The following is a 19,115-nucleotide window of genomic DNA, read 5'->3' as shown; positions in this document are numbered from 1 at the left end:
GGCGTCTACTCCTTGCGCGGTCCGACCAACCCGAAGCCGGCGCCTTGCGGGTCGAAACAATGGACGGAGAACTCGCCGCCCGGGATCTCCTGTACCGGCGTATCGAGCCTGCCGCCACCGGCCTCGACCGCCTTCGCGGCCCGGTCGATATCGTCGACACCGAAGAAATAGCTCCACACCGGGGCAGGCACATCGTCCATCTTCGGCATCAGCGCGCCGAAGGTGACATCGCCGTTCTGCAGGAACAGGTAGTCGCCCATCTCGCCCATCGGCATGCCGCCTTCCTGGCCCCAGCCGAACACTTCGCGATACAGCGCCAGTGCGGCACCGGTATCGGTGGTCATCAGCTGGTTCCACCGGCACCGCTGCGGCTGATCGACCGAGAACACGTCGCTTTGGGCGTCGGGATCGCCCGAAGGGGGCTGGGGCTTCATCATGTAGATCGGCGCGCCCTGCGGATCGGACAGGAAGGCGATGCGGCCGACCCCCGGCATGTCGTGCGGTTCGATGAACATGGTGCCGCCCGCATCGACGAAGCGCCTGGCCGCGCCGTCGACATCGGGTGTGTGGACATATCCGAACCAGCCGGGCCTGGCGCCGCCGTCCTTCATTTCTGGTGTAAGGGCGAGTACGCCGCCCGCCATCTTCCCGTCGCTGCGCTCGATCATGCGATAATCGACCGTGCCCGGCGGCGCGCTGTTGTCACTGGCAAAGCGCCAGCCGATGACGTCGCCGTAGAAACGGCCTGCCGCCGCAACGTCGTCGGTCATCAATTCGTACCAGATGAAGTCCCCTTGCGGCGCGCCCATCGTCATTTCCCCTTGTGGACGAGGGTTTCGAATCCGCCGAAGATCATCCGCTTGCCGTCGAAAGGCATGTCCCAGCCTTCCATGCGCGGGTCTTCCATCATCTTCTGCTCGGCGGCCTTCGCGGTTTCACGGTCGGGCCAGATGACCCAGGCGAAGACGATCTTCTCGCCGTCCTCCGCCTTAACCGCGCGGCGGAAATCGGTGGTGTGGCCGTCTTCGACGTCCACTTCCCAGCATTCCATCTGCGTGATGGCACCCCAGTCCTTCACGATGTCCCAGAACCTCTCGGCCGTTTCCTTGTAGGCTTGCTTGTTATCGGCGGGAACTGCGGCCACGAAACCATTGATGTACATGAAAATTCTCCCAAACTTCCGCGCCCCTGAACAAAGCCGCGACTCGGCACTTGATAAGCATTGCGGCAGTAGTTACCTTTTGCAACAGTGAAGTTACAAAAAGAAACCAAAGCCGGGCAGGGCGCCCACGGCAAATGGTACAACGATGCCTGCGGTACCGCTTTCGCTATGGAGGTGGTGGGGGAGCGCTGGGCGCTGCTCGTCCTGCGCGAACTGATGCTGGGCCCGCGCCGCTTTTCCGACCTGCGCGCCAGCCTGCCGGGTATTTCCGCCAAGGTGCTGACGGAGCGGCTGGCCAACCTCGAAAGCGCCGGTGTGCTGGTGAAGCGGCAGATGGAGCCGCCGGTCGCCGCGCGCGTCTACGAGCTTACCGAGTGGGGCTATCGGGCGGAGCCGCTGATCCAGGAACTGGGGCGCTGGGCGGCGATGTCGGGCGATCACGATCCCACGCTGCCGCTCTCGCCGGTGTCCCTCATGCTCTCGCTGCGCACGATGTTCGACCCCGCCAAGGCGGCCGGGCAGTCGGCACGCATCGGCTTCCGCTTTCCCGGCGACCGGCTGGTCGGTGAACTGGCCGACGGGGTGCTCGTCGCATCGCGCGGGCCGCTCGACGGATGCGATGCCGTGTTCGACGCCGCCGAAGCACCGCAGCTGGCGGCGATCTTTTATGGCAACGTGGCGCCCGAAGACGTCGGCGTTTCTGTGGAGGGCGACCGGGAGGCGGCCTTGCGCTTCGCCGCGATCTTCGAGCTTCCGGCCAAGATGACCTGACGCCTCAGCCTTGCCGGAAAGCCCAGCGCAAACCGCCCGCGATGCCGCGGGTCATCGCGCGGGCGGGCAAGACCGCAAGGCCGCCGCTTTTCAGCCCCAGCATCTGGCGCGCATAGGCGGGCAGCAGGTCTACCGCCGCCTGGCCGACGGCCCGCTGGACCGCGCGCGGCGTGCCTTCGGGCCGCTGGGAGAGCACCAGGCGGGCGACCTCGCGCGCTTCGGGCGTCGCTTTCAGTTCCGGCCGGAAATCGCGTAGCAAGGCGTCCGCCTCGCGCCGCGTCTCCGGCACCGGATCTGCGCCCAGCCGCCGCGCGACCTCTGCAAACTGGCGGAAATACTCGTCCTGTTTCGCCATCGGCCAGGCCGGCTTCGCATAGGCGAGATAGCCCGCAAGGAAGCTGTCCGCCTCTGCCACGTGCACCCAGGCCAGCGTGCGCGGATCGCGGGCGGAGTAGGGCGTGCCGTCGGGCAGCGTGCCTTTCACGACCTCGTGAATGCGATTGACCCGCGCGATGGCGGCCTCCGCGCGGTCGCGGTGTCCGAAACTGGTGGTGGCGATGAAGCGTGCGGTACGCCGCAGCCGCCCGTGCATGTCGGCGCGGAAATCCGAATGGTCGAGCACGCCCTGCAGCGCATGGGGGTGGAGCATCTGCAGGAGCAAGCCGCGAATTCCGCCCACCATCATGCCGACGATATCGGCGTGGACCATGCGGATCGGCGTGTCGCGTTCGAACAGCGCGTCGTCGGACGGCGGCTCCCCCTGGCCATCCTCGTTGAAGAAGCCGCGCACGTGGTCGACCACGCGCCGGCGGATGGCTTCGGAAGGGAGCGTTGGCGGCATGGGGCCAATATAGGGTTGGCGTTCGCCGGATAAATGCCTAGGTCGCCCCTCGCGATGAACGACATGACCAGCACCAGCGAACACGGCGGCCAGACCGTCCTTGCCGAGCCCGATATCACCGTCGACGTGCGGGAAACCTTCGGCATCGATATCGACATGAAAGTGCCGGCCTTTTCCGAAGCGGACGAGCGGACGCCCGATTTCGACGCGAACTACGTGTTCGATCCGGACACAACGCTGGCGATCCTGGCGGGCTTTGCCCACAACCGCCGCGTGATGGTGCAGGGCTATCACGGCACCGGCAAGTCGACCCATATCGAACAGGTCGCGGCGCGCCTCAACTGGCCGTGCGTGCGCATCAACCTCGACGCCCATATCAGCCGCATCGACCTGATCGGGCGCGATGCCATCGTGCTGCGCGACGGGCTGCAGGTGACCGAATTCCGCGAAGGCCTGTTGCCGTGGGCATTGCAGACGCCGACCGCGCTGGTGTTCGACGAATACGATGCCGGACGCCCCGACGTGATGTTCGTGATCCAGCGCGTGCTGGAAACGGAAGGCAAGCTGACGCTGCTCGACCAGAACCGCGTGATCCGCCCGAACAGGTGGTTCCGCATGTTCGCCACGGCCAACACCGTCGGCCTTGGCGATACGAGCGGGCTGTATCACGGCACGCAGGCGATCAACCAGGGCCAGATGGACCGCTGGAGCCTGGTGGTCGGCCTCAACTACCTGCCGCACGAGACGGAGACGGAAATCGTCGCGGCCAAGAACCCAGACACCGATCCCAAGCTGATCGGCGACATGGTAAAGGTCGCGGATCTGACGCGGCAGGGCTTCATGACCGGCGACATTTCCACGGTGATGAGCCCGCGCACGGTAATCAACTGGGCGCAGAACACGGCGATCTTCAACGACGTGGGCTTCGCCTTCCGCCTCACCTTCCTCAACAAGTGCGACGAAGCGGAGCGCAGCCTGGTGGCCGAATACTATCAGCGCGTGTTCAACACCGACCTGCCCGAAAGCGTGGTCGGCAGCGCCTGACAGTCCGCGCGCCGAGAAAATCCTCGCACCCGCTGTGTTAAACGTGTAATACAGTAGGCGTAATGGGTATCTGGTCGCTTTTCTCCCGCAGCCGGGACGACGCCGATCGCAGCGGCGGCGGCTGGCAGTTGCCGGACGATTACGGTTACGCAGGCAAAGCGCAGGAGCGCGTCGATTTCCGCCGGTTCGATGCCGCGCTGGGCTATGACGACGACGAGCCGCGCGGACCCGATGATTGCAGGATCGACCACGCAGGCGACCGCTGGTGGCAGAAGCGCTTCTGGTTCGGGCGGCGGAAGCGCTGGTGGGCGGTGCGGATCGTCGCCGGCATCCTGCTCACCTTCCTGCTGCTAGTCGCCTATCTCGCGATCACCGCGCCGCTGTCGAAATCGCTCCAGCCCGTGGTGCCGCCGCAAATCACCCTGCTGGCCGCAGACGGCACGCCGATCGCGCGCAACGGGGCGGAGGTGGAAAAGCCCGTCGATGCGGCGAAGCTGCCCGACCATGTGACCAGCGCCTTCCTCGCCATCGAGGATCGCGGCTTCTACGACCACTGGGGCATCTCGCCCAAGGGCATCGCTCGCGCCGCATGGACCGGGGTGGGCGGGGGGAGCACGATCACCCAGCAGCTCGCCAAGTTCACCTTCCTCACTCCCGAGCAGACGCTGACCCGCAAGGCGCGCGAGGCGCTGATCGCCTTCTGGCTCGAGGCGTGGCTGACCAAGGACGAGATCCTCAGCCGCTACCTCTCCAACGCCTATTTCGGCGACAATGTGTACGGGCTGCGCGCGGCGAGCCTGCATTATTTCTACCGCCAGCCGGAAAAGCTGAAGCCCGAACAGGCGGCGATGCTGGCCGGGCTGGTGCAGGCGCCGTCCGCCTATGCGCCGACGCGGCACTGGGACCGGGCGGTGCGGCGCATGGGGATGGTCAAGCAGGCGATGGCCGACGCGGGCTATATTACGCAGGCGGAGGCCGATGCGATGCCGCTGCCCCGGCTGGACGTTCGCACCAAGCGCGATGTGCCGACCGGCACCTATTTCGCGGACTGGGCGCTGCCGCAGGCGCGCAAGCTGACCCAGGGCGGCTACGACCGGCAGACGCTGACCACCACGCTAGACAGCCGGCTCCAGAACCTCGCCCGCCGGATCGTGGAGCGCGCGCCGCTGGGCGGGGCGCAGGCCGCGCTGGTCGCGATGCGGCCGAATGGCGAGGTCGTGGCGATGGTCGGCGGCAAGGATTACTCGAAAAGTGCGTTCAACCGCGTCACGCAGGCGAAGCGCCAGCCGGGTTCCACCTTCAAGCTGTTCGTCTATCTCGCCGCGCTGGAAGCGGGGGCGGAGCCGACGGATACGATCGACAACACCGCCTTCACCACCGGCAGCTATCGCCCGAAGAACTACGCCAACCGCTATTCCGACACGCTGACGCTGGAGCAGGCCTTTGCCCAATCCAGCAACGTGGCCGCCGTGCGCCTGTTGCAGGACATCGGCAGCAAAAATGTGATCGAAATGGCGCAGCGGCTGGGCGTGTCCTCGCCGATGGCGGAGGGCGACCCCAGCCTCGCGCTCGGCACATCCATCATGACGCTGATGGAACTGACCGCCTCCTATGCCGCGGTCGCGGGCAACGATTATCCGGTCGAACCGCGCGCATTCAGGGCGGAAGAAGCGGGCTGGTTCGACTGGCTGACGAGCGGGCGCGGCGAATTCTATTCCAGCGACCTTACGCAGATCGAAAGGATGCTGCGCGCGGCGATCAACACCGGGACGGGCCGCGCGGCCACGCTGGCGGGGCCGAATTTCGGCAAGACCGGCACTACGCAGGACAACCGCGACGCGCTGTTCGTCGGCTATGCCGGGGAAGGGGAGAGCCGGCTGGTCGTGGGCGTGTGGATCGGCAATGACGATAACTCGCCGCTCAACGGCGTGACCGGCGGCGGCCTGCCCGCGCGCATCTGGCGCGACTTCATGGTTGGCGCAAAAGCCGGAACCGCGCCCGCGCCGCGTCCCTCGCCGCAGCAGACCGACCCCGGCGGCCCGATCGAGCCGCTCGACGTGCCCGATATCGGCGACATCCCCCTGGGTGACGGCGCGACGCTGGGCGTTGACGGCGAGGGCGCGAATATCCGTACCGAGATCGAAGGCGTGCCCATCGATGTCCGGATCGACCGCGACGGCGTGCGCCTCAACCCTGGCCAGCGGGATGCGCCGCGCGACGCGCCGCGCGAAGTCGATCCCGCGCGGCTGGAGGAAGAATTGCAGCGGCTGGAGCGGTAGAGCGCGGGCCCCGGCGAAGGCCGGGACCCGCTCGCCCCCTGGTGCTTACCCGTTCGGGGTGACGAGGTATTTCTCGCCCGTCTTCATCTGGCGGTAGTCGAGGATCGCTTCCTTGGTCAGCATGCCTTCCAGGTCGACCTTTTCCTTGTAATTGCTGGCAAAGGTCGTGGTCAGGTTGTCGAGCACGCGTTTGCGCATCCGCATCACGGTTTCCATGCCAGCGCTTTGCAGGAACGGCGTCAGCAGCCAGCCAGACAGGGTCCAGCCGAAGCCGTATGCCGGGGTCAGGACCGTCGGCCCGAAATCCAGCCGGCCGTAGATGAACATCCGCTTCGCCTGGTTGGAGCCGTAGCGGCTGTATTCGCTCATCTGGGCCACGGCGACCTGTTCCATCGCCTTGAAGCAGTGGTCGACCATCTGGCCGCCGCCGATGGGATCGAAGCCGTAGAATGCGCCCGTCGCCTCGATGGCGCTGCGCAGCTGGGCCATGAAATCCTCGTCCGAGGAATTCACGATATGCTCCGCGCCCTGCGATTTCAGCAATTCCGCCTGATCAGCCTTGCGCACGATGTTGACGAGCGCGATCCCGTCTTCCTGGCAGATGCGATTGAGCATCTGGCCAAGGTTCGATGCGCCCACCGTGTGCAGGATCGCCCTCTGCCCGTCCATCTTCGCATTCTCGACGAAGCCGAGCGCGGTCATCGGGTTGACGAAGCTGGATGCCCCGGCCTCTGCGCTGTGGTCGCCCAGCGGCAGGCACATGGCGGCATCGGCGATGGCGTACTGGCTGAACGCGCTGCCGGGTACGCAGGCGACGCGCTGGCCCATCAGGCCTTGCGCCATCTCGCCGTCGCCCGCAGCAACGACCGTGCCTGCGCCCTCGTTACCGGCGGGCAGACGCTGGCCGTGGCGCGCTTTCGAGCCGGTGTTGAACGGCTCCGGCATCCTGGCGACCACCTTGCCGGGCGAGTATTCCGCATTCTCGAAATCGGCGGCCCCTGTCAGGATGGCAAGGTCGCTCGGGTTGATCGGCGCGGCTTCCATCTTCACCAGCACCTGGTTGCCGGTCGGGTCGGGAAAAGTGGTGTCGGCGATCTCGACCGTCAGCCTGCCGTCGGATTCCAGCGTGGTGAAGAGTTGCTTGCCGGTGGTGCTCATGCGGTTTTCTCCTGCTTATCGTTGTCGTCTGGATAGGTTGCGGCCACGAAATACAATCCGTGGGCGGGGGCGTTGAGGCCCAGTTGCTGGCGATCCCGTGCATCCAGAACCTCTGCCAGCTTCGCCTTGTTCCACTGGCCGAGCCCGACCAGCGCAAGGCAGCCGACCATCGAGCGGACCTGGTGGTGGAGGAAGCTGCGCGCGGCGGCGTGGATATGCAGTTCCTCGCCCACGCGCTCCACATCCAGCAGCGCGAGCGACTTAACGGGGCTGTCGGACTGGCAATTGACGCTGCGGAAAGTGGTGAAATCGTGCTTGCCGACGAGGACTTGCGCCGCGTCGTGCATCGCATCTTCGTCGAGCGGGCGCGGCTGGTGCCATACGCGGCCTTTCAGCAGCGCGGGCGGCGCGCGGCGGTTGAGGATGCGATAGAGGTAGCGCCGCCCGGTGCAGGAGAAGCGGGCGTGCCAGTCCCCGTCCACGATCCGGCAGTCCGTCACGACGATGGGATCGGGCCGCAAATGCGCGTTGAGACCCTCCATCAGGCGGAAGGGATCCTTGTCCTTTTCCAGGTTGAGGTGGCTGACCATCGCCAGCGCGTGGACCCCGCTGTCGGTTCGCCCGGCGCTGTAGAGCGTGACGTCTTCCCCGGTGAGCCGGTGCGCCGCCGCCTCGATCGCGCCCTGGATGCTCGGCCCGTGCTTCTGGCGTTGCAGGCCCTGGAACGGCCCGCCGTCGAATTCGATGGTAAGGGCGTAGCGGGTCAAGAAAGCTGCGTCCCGGGCTCTGCCGCATTGCCGCGTAGGAATTCGTCCACCTCCATAGCGGGCTTGCCTGCCTTTTGCAGGCGCAGCGGGCGGATTGCGCCCGTGCCGCAGGCAATGGTCATGGTTTGGTCGAGGATTTCGCCCGGCGCGCCGGTGCCCTGCGCCAGTTCGGCCGCGTGCAGCTTCACCCGGTCCTCGCCCAGCATGAACCACGCGCCGGGGGCAGGGGTAAAGGCGCGCACCTGCCGCAGCACTGTTGCGGCCTCCGCGCCCCAGTCGATTCGTGCCTCTGCCTTGTCGATCTTGGCGGCGTAAGTCGCCTCCTCATCCTCCTGAGTGATCGGGCGCAGCGCATCGAGGTCCTCCAGCTGGCCGACCAGCAGCCGCGCGCCCAGCTGTGCGAGTTCGTCCGTCAGTTCGCCCGCGGTCTTGTCCTCCACCTGCGTGCGCACGGTGGCCAGCATGGGGCCGGTGTCGAGACCGGCTTCCATCTGCATCAGCGTGATGCCGGTGCCCTCGTCGCCGGCCAGGATCGCGCGCTGGATCGGCGCGGCACCGCGCCAGCGGGGCAGGATGCTGGCATGGACGTTGATGCAACCGCGCGTCGGCGCGTCGAGGATGGGTTGCGGCAGGATCAGGCCATAGGCCGCGACCACCGCCAGTTCCGCCTCCAGCGCGGCAAATTCCGCCTGCGCCTCGGCGCTTTTCAGGCTGGCGGGGTGGCGCACTTCGATGCCCAGCCGCTCGGCCTCGACATGGACCGGCGTCTTCGTCAGCTGCTTGCCGCGCCGCCCGCCCGGGCGCGGGGGCTGGGTGTAGACGCACACGATTTCGTGATTGGCGCGGGCGAGGGCCGTGAGGCTCGGCACCGCGAAATCGGGCGTTCCCATGAAGATGATGCGCATTGCGTGTGTTTCTGTTTTTGCCAATCGAGGTTCGCGGCCCTATCTCCCGGCCCATGGCATCGCAAGAGATCGAACGGCTGACCGGCGCGCTGGCACGGCTTCCCGGGCTGGGGCCCCGCAGTGCGCGTCGGGCGGTGCTGTGGCTGGTGAAGCGCCGCGACAGCGCCCTGCCGCAGCTGGTCGAGGCGCTGGCCGAAGTGGGCGAGCGGCTGGTCGAATGCTCGACCTGCGGCAATGTCGACACCACCGACCCGTGCGGCATCTGCGCCGATGCGAAGCGCGATTCCCGCAGCCTGTGCGTGGTGGAGGACGTGGCGGACTTGTGGGCGCTCGACCGGGCGCGGCTGTTCACCGGGCGCTACCATGTGCTGGGCGGCAAGCTTTCCGCGCTCGACGGTGTGGGGCCGGAGGATCTCAACATCGCCAGCCTGATGCAGCGGGTCGAGCAGGGCGGCATCGACGAGATCGTGCTCGCCATGAACGCCACGCTGGAAGGGCAGACGACCGCCCATTACATCGCCGAGCGGCTGGAGGGGAAACCCGTCCGCATCACGCAATTGGCCCATGGCCTGCCGGTGGGCGGGGAGCTCGATTACCTCGACGAAGGCACGCTCGCCCAGGCATTGCGCGCGCGGCGGCCGGTGGATTGAAAACCCCGCGGCGAGCGACTATCTGCCCCCGCATGGCTATCCGCGAAATCCTCGAAGTGCCGGACCCCCGGCTGAAGACCGTGTCCGAACCCGTCACCGAGTTCGATGACGAGCTCAAGCTGCTCGTCGATGACATGTTCGAAACCATGTATGCCGCGCACGGCATCGGCCTTGCCGCGATCCAGGTGGGCGTGCCCAAGCGCGTGCTGGTGATCGACCTGCAGCGACCCGACGAGACCGCCGAGCCCGAAGATTGCGGCGACGGCGAGTGCGGGCACAAACATTACCCCGTGATCAACGAGAAGCTGGTCTTCATCAATCCCGAAATCCTCGCCCCGGCAGATGAGATGGCGGCATACCAGGAAGGTTGCCTGTCGGTGCCGGACATCTATGCCGACGTCGAACGCCCCGCGACCTGCCGGGTGCGTTACCAGGACCTGGACGGCAATAGCCACGAGGAAGACATCGAAGGCATGCTGGCGACCTGCCTGCAGCACGAGATGGACCACCTCGAAGGGATCCTGTTTATCGACCACCTGAGCAAGCTGAAGCGCAAGATGGCGCTCAAGAAGCTGGAGAAGCTTCGCCGCGCCGCGTGACGACGTAGGCTCCCAGATGGACTAACAAGAAAGCCCCGCCGTTTCTGGCGGGGCTTTTTGTTTGTGTCGCGGTTCAGGTCAGGCCGCTTCGACCATGCCCTCGTGCGCCTTGACCACGTCTTCCACCACTTCGCGGCACATCCGCTCGCAGCGCTTGCAGTGTGCGTTGTCGTGCTTCGCGCATTCTTCCGCGCAGACCTTGCAGGCGATGATGACCGCTTCGGACAGCGACTTGATGACCGTGACGTTGCCCGCGGTGCGGCGGCTGGCGATGCGATAATAGGCGGTGCAGGCGTCGGACGCATCGCTGCACAGGCGGATGCAGCGCGACATGTCGCCCGGCTCCGCGCTGCAGGCATCGGCGCAGCTGTTCATGATCGCCGCGCCGTACATCGCATGCTTGATCGCCTCGCCCAGCTGTTCGTTGTAATCGGCGCCCACTTGCGGGTGTTCGGAAATCATTTCCTTGATCGACATGTGTTTTCTCCTCTTCGACTGGGGAGCGAACGGGGCGGGGGATTGGTTCCGCCGCGGCGCTTGGCAAGGGCTCGCGTTCCGAATATGTTCCGCGCATGGAAGTCACCCTGCTGATCGTCGCGCTGCTTTCCCTGCTTATCGGGGGAGGGATCGGCTGGTTCGCCGGCTCCCGCCCGATTGCGGAGTGGAAGGAGCGGCACGGCGCGGCCGAAGCGCGCGCGGCCGACGCGGACGAGCGGGCGAAGGCGATGGCGCCGGAGCTTGCCACCATGTCCGAACGCGCCGCGCGGGCAGACGATCTCGCCGCCCGGCTCGATGCCGCGCGTGACGAGCTCACCGGGCTGAAAGCGCAGGCCGCCGGCTTCGCGGAGCAGAAGCGCCTGCTGGAAGAAAGTCGCGCCAACCTGCTCAAGGAATTCGAGAACACCGGCGCCAAGGTGCTGGAGGCTGCGCGCGAACGCTTCAGCACCGAAGCGACCACGCGGCTGGGCGAGGCGGAGGCGAAGCACACCGAAGCGGTCGCCAACCTCCTCAAGCCCGTGAACGACCGGCTGCAGAAATACGAGGAACAGGTCGGCACGCTGGAGCGGCAGCGCGCCGATGCTTTCTCTCGCCTGCACCAGCAGATCGAGGGGATGCGCGTTTCGCAGGAGGAGGTGCGCAAGGAAGCGCAGCGGCTCGGCAACAGCCTGACGAATGCCCCCAAGGCGCGCGGGCGCTGGGGCGAGCGGGCGTTGCAGAACGTGCTGGAACAGGCGGGCCTGGCCGAACACACCGACTTCATCCTCGAACATTCGATGGACACGGACGAGGGCCGGCTGCGCCCCGATGCCATCGTCAACGTGCCGGGGCAGAAGAAGCTGGTGATCGACGCCAAGGTCTCCCTCAACGCCTATCAGGCCGCGTTCGAGGCGGACGACGATGACGAGAAACGCCGGCAGCTGGCAATGCACGCGAAATCGATGCGCGGCCATGTTCAGACGCTCGGCACCAAGAGCTACCAGAGCCAGTTCGACGAAGCGCCCGATTACGTGGTGATGTTCGTCCCCGGCGAACATTTCGTCGCCGCCGCGCTGGAGGCGGATCCCGACCTGTGGGATTTTGCCTTTCACAACAAGGTGTTGCTGGCGACGCCCACAAACCTCGTCGCCATAGCCCGCACCGTGGCGCAGGTCTGGCGGCAGGACACGATCGCGCGCGAGGCGGTGGAGATCGGCAAGGCCGGGGCGGAGCTCTACGACCGGCTCGCCGTGGCCGCCGAACACATGAAGCGCGTGGGCGGCGGGCTGGAAACCGCGGTCAACAATTACAACAAGTTCGTCGGCAGTTTCGAACGCAACGTGCTCACGTCAGGCCGCCGCCTCGCCGAACGCGGCATCGAGATCGGCAAGCGCCAGATCGAGGAAGTCCCGAAGGTGGAAGCAACCCCGCGCTATAACGCCGAGGACGCAGCGCGGATCGAAGACGCCAGCGGCGAGGGGCGGGAAGCGGCGGAGTAGAGCGTTACCCGGCCGGCCGAAACGTCAAGCTGCGGCCCGTGCTCGGCTGCGACAGGACGAGGTTGCCGTCCCCATCGAAGCCGATCACCGGACCGCTGCGCAGGATGTCGAACATCGCGGCCTCGTTTTTCGCGATGTCGCCGCTGCAGGCCATTTCGGTGACGCCCATGGGGCCGACGGTCATGATGCTGCCTGCAACGCTGTAATCCGCCTCGATGCGGTTGCATCCCGTGCTGCCGGTCACCCGCCCGCCGGCAAAGGCGAGCGAGCCGGCAAAGTCGCGGCGGTCGCCGTGGGTCCCGATCCATTTGTCGCCGCGCCAGCTGCTGCCCGCAAGGTCGGCCGGCGGCAGGCTCGCGCCGCCGCATCCGCGCAGATCCCGGCCGTCCACCGTCACGCGATATGCGTTGTAATAGCGCTGCCCGTCCACCGGATCGGTGCAGTGACCTGGCAGGAAATCGACCACGATGTCTTCCATGGCATAGCGCCAGCTGCGAAAGGCGACCTCTTCCGCTGTGTCCCACGTGCCGCTGCGCGCGATGCCGAGCTCCTCGCTGGCGAAGGAGAAGCGCTCCCGGTCCATGGTCAGCGTCCACGCCGGTTCCTGCCCGAAAGCGGTGGAGGCCTCCGGGCTTTTCGGTAGGTAGCTGACGGGCGGCTTGGGCGGGCAGGCCCACAGCAACGGGGCCAGCGCGGCAAGGGCGATGGTGGCGGCAAGGCGGTTCATGGCGGGCTCTCCCGGGCGTGCTTGTCGTCGCACTGGCGGTGGTGCAGGATGGGGAAAGGCAAGCAAAGGGGGATTTCGATGAACCTGCGATGGGCGGCGATGGGAGGAGCGAGCAGCGACAGTGCGCTTGCCCTCCCGAATTCTATGTTTCCTGCTGCGCGATCAAAGCGCATTCGGCTGATAGCTTAGCTGCGTTCCGCATTCCTTCCGGAATCCTGCGCAGGCCGTATTGGCCGCGCATCATGAGCTTTGCCAACAGCCAACGGGCGCCGGGGTGTCCGTCGCGGATCGCGTGATCGAGAAAGGGTCGGATCGCTTGCGCCGTCTTGCGAGTGGGCTCGTATCTCCAGCGCAACCAGGCTAACCAGAAATATGAGGCGAGGTGGTCCACCTTCACGCCGTCTTCTAGCAGCCCCAACGCCAGGTCCCGCTTCTCTTGCCGGTCGTACAGACGAGCCCGATAGGTGGTCGCCATCCACGATCCGGCGCTCATCGCTTGCGAGAAAAATTCGTGCGCGCGGTCGTGGTCAGGTCGAACCGCGTTGCCGATGGTAAAACACCATCCGGCCCAGACCATGGCATAAGGATGTCCTCCGGCCCCAGCTTCCTCGTAAAGTGCTAGCGACGCAGCTGGGTCCTCAGGCCAAAGGTCGTGTGCCCGAGAACCGAGTTCTTTTACGTCCGACGTAAGGGCGTCCCACGCAAGCCACGTGTTGTCGCACTGTTCATCGATTTTTCCAACGAGGTTCCAGAGCACCGTGTTGCGGCGCTCCGCTTCGGCCCGAATACCGTCAAACACTGTCCAGACCCAAACCCGCCAGCACTTCGTAGGCGAGCACGGCGCCGGCGATGGCGGCGTTGAGGCTGTCGGCGCGGCCGCGCATGGGCATGGTGACGCGCAGGTCGCAGGCGGCTTCATAGGCTTCGGGCAGGCCTTGCGACTCGTTGCCGACGAGGAGGAAGCACGGCGCCGCATACGGCGCGCCGCGATAGGGCACGGCATCGCGCAGCGACGCGGCGACGAGCTGGCCATCGCCCGTTCGCAGCCAGGGCAGGAATTCGCCCCATGTGGCGCGGGCGATGGCTTGGGTGAAGACGGCGCCCATGCTTGCGCGCACGGCCTCCACGCTGAACGGATCGGCGCAATCGTCGACCAGGATCAGCCCGCCGGCACCCACCGCGTCGCAGGTGCGCAGCATCGTGCCGAGGTTGCCGGGATCGCGCAGCGCCTGCGCCACCAGCCAGATCGGCGCGGCGGTGCGGTCGATCTGCGCGAGCGAGGTGTCCCACTCCGCGAACACGCCCGCGACCGCCTGGGCGTTCGACTTGCCGGTGATCTTGGAAAGGATATCGGGCGTGGTCTCGATCACCTCGCCGCCGCCCGCATCCACCGCGCGTTCCAGCTCGTCCAGCAGCGGATGCGCATCGCGGCCCCTGGCCATCACCAGCATTTCCGGGAGGCGCCCGCTTTCGCGCGCATCGGTGAGCAGGCGCAGCCCCTCGACGAGGAAACGCCCTTGGCGCCGGCGGTACTTCTTGTCGCGCAAGGACCGCAGGTACTTGACCGTCGGATTGGAAAAACCGGTGATTTCGCGGCGCATGGCCCTTCGCCTCAATCTTCGCCGAAGCGATCTTTCACGAGGCCGACGAGCCGCATGACCGCGACGTCCGCTTCCGGGCCGGCGACGGTGATCGTCACCTCGTCGCCCTTAGCCGCGCCCAGCATCATCAGGCCGAGGATCGAACCGCCGCCTGCGGAAACCCCGTCCTTCTCGACCGTCACCTGCGTGCCATCGGGCAGGCCGGCGACCGCGCCGACGAACTTGGCGCTGGCGCGGGCGTGCAGGCCCTTCACATTTTCGATGACGACGCGTTCGCTTGCGGTGTCGGCCATGGCTGCGTGGTTCCCCCTCGGCAGCGGACTATGCCTCGGCCGCGAGGAATTCGCTAGCCACGGTGATGTAGTTGCGCCCGGCATCGCGTGCCGCCTTGACCGCCTCGCCGATGGACAGGTTCTTGCGCGCGCCGGCCAGGCGGATGAGCATCGGCAGGTTGATACCGGCAACCACTTCCACGCGGCCCGCCTCCAGCAGCGAAATTGCGAGGTTGGAGGGCGTGCCGCCGAACAGGTCGGTGAGGATGATCGCACCGTCGCCGATGTCGACCTTGCCGATCGCGGTGCGGATGTCCTGCCGCCGTTCCTCCACATCGTCTTCCGGCCCGATGCACACGGTGGCGACGCGGTCCTGCCCGCCGACCACGTGTTCCATCGCGGCGACGAATTCTTCGGCCAGGCGGCCGTGGGTTACCAGGATTAGACCGATCATCGGTTACGCGCACTCGTCAATCTGCATGGCCAAAGCCTATCGCGGGCTTGCTGGCTGGAAGGTGAAGCGGCGGCCATTACAGGCTCGAACTGCCTTCTACCAGCCCTGCCGCGCGCGAGCCGAGGTTGCGGTGGACGACGGTGGGCTCGAACCCCTCGTCGCGCAGGGCGGCGGCCATCCGCTCGGCCGAATAGACGCTGCGATGGCGCCCGCCGGTGCAGCCGAAGGCGATGGTGGCATAGCGTTTGCCGGTGTCGCGATAGCGCGGCAGCAAATCGAGCACGAGGTGGCACATCTGCGGGAAGGTTTCATCGAAAGCCGGGTCCGCCTGGATGTGCCGCGCCACCGCTTCGTCCAGCCCCGTCTGTTCGCGCAGCCCCTCCACCCAGTGGGGATTGTCGAGATAGCGCATGTCGAAGACGAGGTCGGCGACGGGCGGCATCCCGCGGGCGAAGCCGAAGCTGGTCACGGTGACGACCATCGCATCTTCGGTGGCCCCGGCGAAACGCTCCCGGATCGTTTCCTGCAGCGCATTCGTGCTGAGCTTGGTCGTGGTGATGACGAGGTCGGCCCAGCGCCTGAGCGGGGCGAGCAGTTCGCGCTCCATGCCGATGGCTTCGGTCACCGGCACGCCGTCCGCCAGCGGGTGGCGGCGACGGTTCTCGTTATACCGCCGTTCCAGCTCCGCATCGTCGCAGTCGATGTAGAGGGTGGAGATTTCGAGATCGGGCCGCGTCGACAGCGTCTTGACCAGCTCGATGATCTTGGCCGGCACGAAGCCGCGGGTGCGGGCGTCGAAGCCGATGGCAAGCGGGGCACGATGCTCGTCCGCTTCCTTGCCGGAGACGAGGTTCTTAAGCAGGCGGATGGGGAAATTGTCGATGGTCTCCCAGCCCAGGTCCTCCAGCTCGCGCAGGGCCGTGGTCTTGCCGGCGCCGGACAGTCCGGTGACGAGGAGGATCGGCTGGGCAGCCGGGGCGGTTGTCGAATCGGACACCATGGGGAGGGCGGGCTTGCGCGCCTTGGCGGCGAAATGGAAGGGCGAAGTGGCGACGCTGTTCCGAACGAGGACAGGCTTCAGGCAAGGCCGTAGCGGGCGAGCGCATGCTCCGCCCGGATGGCCGCCGCCGGGATCGCGGGGTCGAACAGGAGGTGGGGGATGCAGCGGCCGAGAAGGTCGATCCCGCCGGCTGTATCGACGAAACGCGGGGCCTCTGCGGTAAGGGTCAGCACCAGCGCAACTGGTCCTTCGCCGACGGGTTTTCGGGCCAGGCCGACATTGCGCAATTCGATCAGGCCGGCGGTATTGGGCGGAGGCGCGGCCCACAGGGTTTCGCCGAGATCGCTGAGCGTGATGCCGTCATCGCCCACCAGCGTCGCGCCGCGGTCGAGCAACTGGAGGGCGAGGGTGGACTTGCCGCTGCCCGCCGGGCCTTCGATCAGCAGCACGCGCCCGTCGATCAGGATGGCGCCGGCCTGCCTGACGGTCATCGCGCGCTGTCGGCGGCGGGGAGGGCGAGGGTGAGGCAGGCCCCGCTTCCTCCGTCCGCCCGGTCGCCGACGGTCAGCGTGCCGTCATGCGCTTCCGCGATGGTCCGCGCGATGGCGAGGCCGAGGCCGGAGTGGTTGCCGAACTGTTCGCTGTCCGGCCGCACCGAATGGAACCGGGTGAAGACCTTCTCGCGCGCTTCGGGTGCGATACCGGGGCCCTGGTCGCAGACGTTGAGTTCGACGAACTCGCCTTCCGCCGTGATATCGATGTCGATCCTGCCACCCTTGGGCGAAAACGAGACCGCGTTGTCGAGGAGGTTGCCGATGACCCGCTCCAGCCGCAGGGCAACCCCCTGGATGTAGGCAGGGCCGTCGTGCAGGGTGATAGCGACCTCGCGGCCTTCGTTTTCGTCACGCCGATCGCGCGCCGCGACGAGGTTGCGGACCATCCGGTCGAGGTCGATGACTTCGAACTCGGTGCGCGACATTTCCGCCTCGATGCGGCTGGCATCGGAAATCTCTGTCACCAGCCGGTCGATCCGGCGCACGTCGTGGGCGGCAATGTCGTTGAGCTGGCGGCGCAGGGCCGGGTCGTCGACCGTGCCGAGGCTCTCGATGGCGCTGCGCAGGGAGGCGAGCGGGTTCTTGATCTCGTGCGCGACATCGGCGGCGAAGGCCTCGACGGCATCGATCCGCTGGCGCAGCGCCTCGGTCATATCGGAGGTTGCACGGGCGAGGATGCCGATCTCGTCGCCGCGCTCGCTCATGCGCGGGACCACGACGCCGCGCTCGCGCCCCAGCCGCACGCGCACGGCGGCGCGGGCAAGCCGGCGCAGCGGCTCGACGATGGTTCGCGCGAGGTACAGCGAGATCATGATGGAAACGAGGAAGGCCACCCCGATCAGCGCGGCGATCAGGCCGCGCGCGTCGCGCACGGATTGCACGATGTCGCGCGGGTTGCGGCTGAGCAGCAGCGTCGCGCCCTCGAGGCCCACCGGCGCGGCCGCGGTTATCACCGGGGTCCGGTCGGGGGCATAGCGCAGGCGCAGCTGCGTGATGCCCTGCCGCCGCGCTTCGGCGAGCTCGGGCCAGTCTTCCGCATCGTCGGTCTCCGGCTCGACATAGTCGGGCACCGGGGGCGCGCCCAGCATTGCATCCATGCCCGCGTCGAGCGAGCGACCCCAGCGTTCGACCCAGCTGTCGTCGGTCGGGTCGTCGAGCGTGTAGGCGGGTTCGCCCAGGACGAAACTGTCCTGCGTCAGCACGCCTTCGGGATCGTAGAGGCGAATGCGCAGCTGCTGTTCCTTGCCGATCTGGATCAGCAGCGCCTCCTGGCGTTCCTGCGACGCGCCGGCCAAGGCCTCGGCGATGATCTGGGCTTCCACCTGCGCCAGGCGGAACCGTTCGCCCGTCAACTGGCGGCGATAGCTGTCGAGGTAGAAGACCGAGCCGGCAAGCAGCGCGATGGGAATGATGTTGAGCAGCAGGATGCGTGTGGTAAGCGAGGCACCTCGGGCAAGGTCGAAACGCGCGAAGCGGGGCGCGATCCGGCCCGGATCGTGCGGGTCGAGCCCGGTCTCGGCAGGCTCACGCACCGGAGAAGCTGTATCCTGCACCGTAAAGCGTCTCGATGCCGGAAAATTCCGGATCCTTGGCGCGGAACTTGCGCCGCATGCGCTTTATGTGGCTGTCCACCGTCCGGTCGTCGACGAAGATGTCGTCCGGATAGGCCGCGTCCATCAACTGGTTGCGGCTCTTGATGACGCCGGGACGCTGGGCGAGCGCTTCGAGGATGAGGAATTCGGTCACGGTGAGGGCCACCGGCACCCCGTCCCACGTCACGCGGTGGCGCGCGGGGTCCATGCCCAGGCGGCCGCGGGTAACGACGCCGGAGCCGTCTTCGTCGCCGTGCGGGCCGGCATGGGCGGGCGATCCGCTGCGGCGCAGGATCGCGTGGATGCGGGCCAGCAGCAGGCGCTGACTATAGGGTTTGGCGATGTAATCGTCCGCGCCCATGGCAAGGCCGGCCGCCTCGTCCGCCTCTTCGTCCTTGCTGGTGAGGAAAATGACGGGGAGGTCGGAATGTTCGCGCAGCTTGGCGAGCAGTTCCATCCCGTCCATCTTGGGCATCTTGATGTCGAACACGGCCAGGTCCGGCGGGTTTTCCAGCAAGGCCTTCAGCGCCGTTTCGCCGTCGGTGTAGAGGCGGGTGACGAAGCCTTCGGCCTGCAGGGCTATCGCCAGCGTGGTCAGGATGTTGCGGTCGTCGTCGACCAGCGCGATGACGCGGTTGTCGGCGCCGGACGCGGCGCCGGGGGCCAGTTCGGGGGTGTCGGTTTCCATCGTCCGCCGGAGATAGCGCGGCAGGCCCGACTGCACAACGCAGGGGATTTTTAGCGCGGACAGCCGCAGCGAAAT

Annotated in this window: 22 protein-coding genes; 6 read left to right on the top strand and 16 right to left on the bottom strand. The window is 66.8% G+C overall.

All coding sequences use genetic code 11. The annotated features are described in order from the left end of the window. Window positions 1-5 precede the first annotated feature (5 nt). Window positions 6-809 carry a VOC family protein gene (locus tag VCJ71_RS05820; RefSeq protein ID WP_324639755.1) on the bottom strand — a complete coding sequence of 268 codons (804 nt, stop codon included), beginning with the start codon at window positions 807-809 and terminating at the stop codon, window positions 6-8. Between the two features lie 2 nt (window positions 810-811). After that, complete coding sequence (locus VCJ71_RS05815; RefSeq protein ID WP_324639754.1) at window positions 812-1,162, bottom strand: DUF1428 domain-containing protein; 351 nt, start codon at window positions 1,160-1,162, stop codon at window positions 812-814. Window positions 1,163-1,249: 87 nt separating this feature from the next. Here VCJ71_RS05815 and VCJ71_RS05810 point away from each other — a divergent pair, with 87 nt between their 5' ends. Next, on the top strand, window positions 1,250-1,933 hold the full coding sequence (locus tag VCJ71_RS05810) for a winged helix-turn-helix transcriptional regulator (protein WP_324639753.1): 684 nt from the start codon (window positions 1,250-1,252) through the stop codon (window positions 1,931-1,933). A gap of 4 nt (window positions 1,934-1,937) precedes the next feature. Here the strand turns inward: VCJ71_RS05810 and VCJ71_RS05805 are convergent, their stop codons facing one another. Further along, window positions 1,938-2,774 carry an oxygenase MpaB family protein gene (locus VCJ71_RS05805; RefSeq protein ID WP_324639752.1) on the bottom strand — a complete coding sequence of 279 codons (837 nt, stop codon included), beginning with the start codon at window positions 2,772-2,774 and terminating at the stop codon, window positions 1,938-1,940. Between the two features lie 54 nt (window positions 2,775-2,828). Here VCJ71_RS05805 and cobS point away from each other — a divergent pair, with 54 nt between their 5' ends. Together cobS and VCJ71_RS05795 are read left to right on the top strand one after the other, a co-directional pair. After that, window positions 2,829-3,818: a cobaltochelatase subunit CobS gene (cobS, locus tag VCJ71_RS05800; RefSeq protein ID WP_324639751.1), complete on the top strand. Its 990-nt coding sequence runs from the start codon at window positions 2,829-2,831 to the stop codon at window positions 3,816-3,818. A 62-nt stretch (window positions 3,819-3,880) separates the two neighbouring features. Next, on the top strand, window positions 3,881-6,097 hold the full coding sequence (locus tag VCJ71_RS05795; RefSeq protein WP_324639750.1) for a transglycosylase domain-containing protein: 2,217 nt from the start codon (window positions 3,881-3,883) through the stop codon (window positions 6,095-6,097). Window positions 6,098-6,142: 45 nt separating this feature from the next. Here VCJ71_RS05795 and VCJ71_RS05790 read toward each other — a convergent pair whose 3' ends face one another. Genes VCJ71_RS05790 through fmt form a run of 3 tightly spaced genes read right to left on the bottom strand, consistent with a single transcriptional unit; the run spans window position 6,143 to window position 8,927 of the window. Further along, the gene (locus VCJ71_RS05790) at window positions 6,143-7,255 is read right to left on the bottom strand and encodes a zinc-binding dehydrogenase (RefSeq protein ID WP_324639749.1); all 1,113 of its coding nucleotides are present in this window, start codon (window positions 7,253-7,255) and stop codon (window positions 6,143-6,145) included. After that, on the bottom strand, window positions 7,252-8,022 hold the full coding sequence (gene truA, locus VCJ71_RS05785) for a tRNA pseudouridine(38-40) synthase TruA (protein WP_324639748.1): 771 nt from the start codon (window positions 8,020-8,022) through the stop codon (window positions 7,252-7,254). The genes VCJ71_RS05790 and truA overlap by 4 nt, the downstream gene beginning before the upstream one ends. Next, window positions 8,019-8,927 carry a methionyl-tRNA formyltransferase gene (gene fmt, locus VCJ71_RS05780; RefSeq protein WP_324640883.1) on the bottom strand — a complete coding sequence of 303 codons (909 nt, stop codon included), beginning with the start codon at window positions 8,925-8,927 and terminating at the stop codon, window positions 8,019-8,021. The genes truA and fmt overlap by 4 nt, the downstream gene beginning before the upstream one ends. A 53-nt stretch (window positions 8,928-8,980) precedes the next feature. On the opposite strand from fmt, the gene recR reads away from it, so the two are divergent. Further along, on the top strand, window positions 8,981-9,577 hold the full coding sequence (gene recR / locus VCJ71_RS05775; protein ID WP_324639747.1) for a recombination mediator RecR: 597 nt from the start codon (window positions 8,981-8,983) through the stop codon (window positions 9,575-9,577). Window positions 9,578-9,609: 32 nt separating this feature from the next. Then, window positions 9,610-10,176, top strand: coding sequence for a peptide deformylase (gene def / locus VCJ71_RS05770; protein ID WP_324639746.1), 567 nt, complete (start codon window positions 9,610-9,612; stop codon window positions 10,174-10,176). Between the two features lie 78 nt (window positions 10,177-10,254). Here def and VCJ71_RS05765 read toward each other — a convergent pair whose 3' ends face one another. Continuing rightward, on the bottom strand, window positions 10,255-10,653 hold the full coding sequence (locus VCJ71_RS05765) for a four-helix bundle copper-binding protein (protein ID WP_324639745.1): 399 nt from the start codon (window positions 10,651-10,653) through the stop codon (window positions 10,255-10,257). Between the two features lie 95 nt (window positions 10,654-10,748). Here VCJ71_RS05765 and VCJ71_RS05760 point away from each other — a divergent pair, with 95 nt between their 5' ends. Then, complete coding sequence (locus VCJ71_RS05760) at window positions 10,749-12,152, top strand: DNA recombination protein RmuC (protein WP_324639744.1); 1,404 nt, start codon at window positions 10,749-10,751, stop codon at window positions 12,150-12,152. 4 nt (window positions 12,153-12,156) lie between these two features. On the opposite strand, the gene VCJ71_RS05755 is transcribed toward VCJ71_RS05760, so the two are convergent. From VCJ71_RS05755 to VCJ71_RS05715, 9 genes are all read right to left on the bottom strand, one after another. Next, entirely contained in the window at window positions 12,157-12,879 is a 723-nt protein-coding gene (locus tag VCJ71_RS05755) for an META domain-containing protein (RefSeq protein WP_324639743.1), read from the bottom strand. 142 nt (window positions 12,880-13,021) lie between these two features. Continuing rightward, window positions 13,022-13,678 carry an SEL1-like repeat protein gene (locus tag VCJ71_RS05750; RefSeq protein ID WP_324639742.1) on the bottom strand — a complete coding sequence of 219 codons (657 nt, stop codon included), beginning with the start codon at window positions 13,676-13,678 and terminating at the stop codon, window positions 13,022-13,024. Further along, window positions 13,671-14,480 (bottom strand): TrmH family RNA methyltransferase, encoded by an 810-nt coding sequence (locus tag VCJ71_RS05745; protein ID WP_324639741.1) that lies wholly within the window; start codon window positions 14,478-14,480, stop codon window positions 13,671-13,673. The genes VCJ71_RS05750 and VCJ71_RS05745 overlap by 8 nt, the downstream gene beginning before the upstream one ends. Window positions 14,481-14,491: 11 nt before the next feature. Next, complete coding sequence (locus VCJ71_RS05740; protein WP_324639740.1) at window positions 14,492-14,773, bottom strand: HPr family phosphocarrier protein; 282 nt, start codon at window positions 14,771-14,773, stop codon at window positions 14,492-14,494. A gap of 28 nt (window positions 14,774-14,801) precedes the next feature. Next, window positions 14,802-15,206 (bottom strand): PTS sugar transporter subunit IIA, encoded by a 405-nt coding sequence (locus VCJ71_RS05735; protein ID WP_290135714.1) that lies wholly within the window; start codon window positions 15,204-15,206, stop codon window positions 14,802-14,804. A gap of 76 nt (window positions 15,207-15,282) precedes the next feature. Next, on the bottom strand, window positions 15,283-16,206 hold the full coding sequence (gene rapZ / locus VCJ71_RS05730) for an RNase adapter RapZ (RefSeq protein ID WP_324639739.1): 924 nt from the start codon (window positions 16,204-16,206) through the stop codon (window positions 15,283-15,285). A 77-nt stretch (window positions 16,207-16,283) separates the two neighbouring features. Beyond that, entirely contained in the window at window positions 16,284-16,697 is a 414-nt protein-coding gene (locus tag VCJ71_RS05725) for an HPr kinase/phosphorylase (RefSeq protein ID WP_324639738.1), read from the bottom strand. Next, window positions 16,694-18,292 carry an ATP-binding protein gene (locus VCJ71_RS05720; protein ID WP_416379141.1) on the bottom strand — a complete coding sequence of 533 codons (1,599 nt, stop codon included), beginning with the start codon at window positions 18,290-18,292 and terminating at the stop codon, window positions 16,694-16,696. Before VCJ71_RS05720 ends, VCJ71_RS05725 begins: the two co-directional genes overlap by 4 nt. Next, window positions 18,285-19,040, bottom strand: coding sequence for a response regulator transcription factor (locus VCJ71_RS05715; protein ID WP_324639737.1), 756 nt, complete (start codon window positions 19,038-19,040; stop codon window positions 18,285-18,287). Before VCJ71_RS05715 ends, VCJ71_RS05720 begins: the two co-directional genes overlap by 8 nt. Window positions 19,041-19,115 lie beyond the last annotated feature (75 nt).

Source organism: Pseudoblastomonas aquimaris (assembly GCF_035481675.1).
GTDB lineage: Bacteria > Pseudomonadota > Alphaproteobacteria > Sphingomonadales > Sphingomonadaceae > Alteriqipengyuania_B.
Note: the sequence above shows the minus strand (reverse complement) of the source record. Positions and strands in the feature narration are given on the sequence as shown.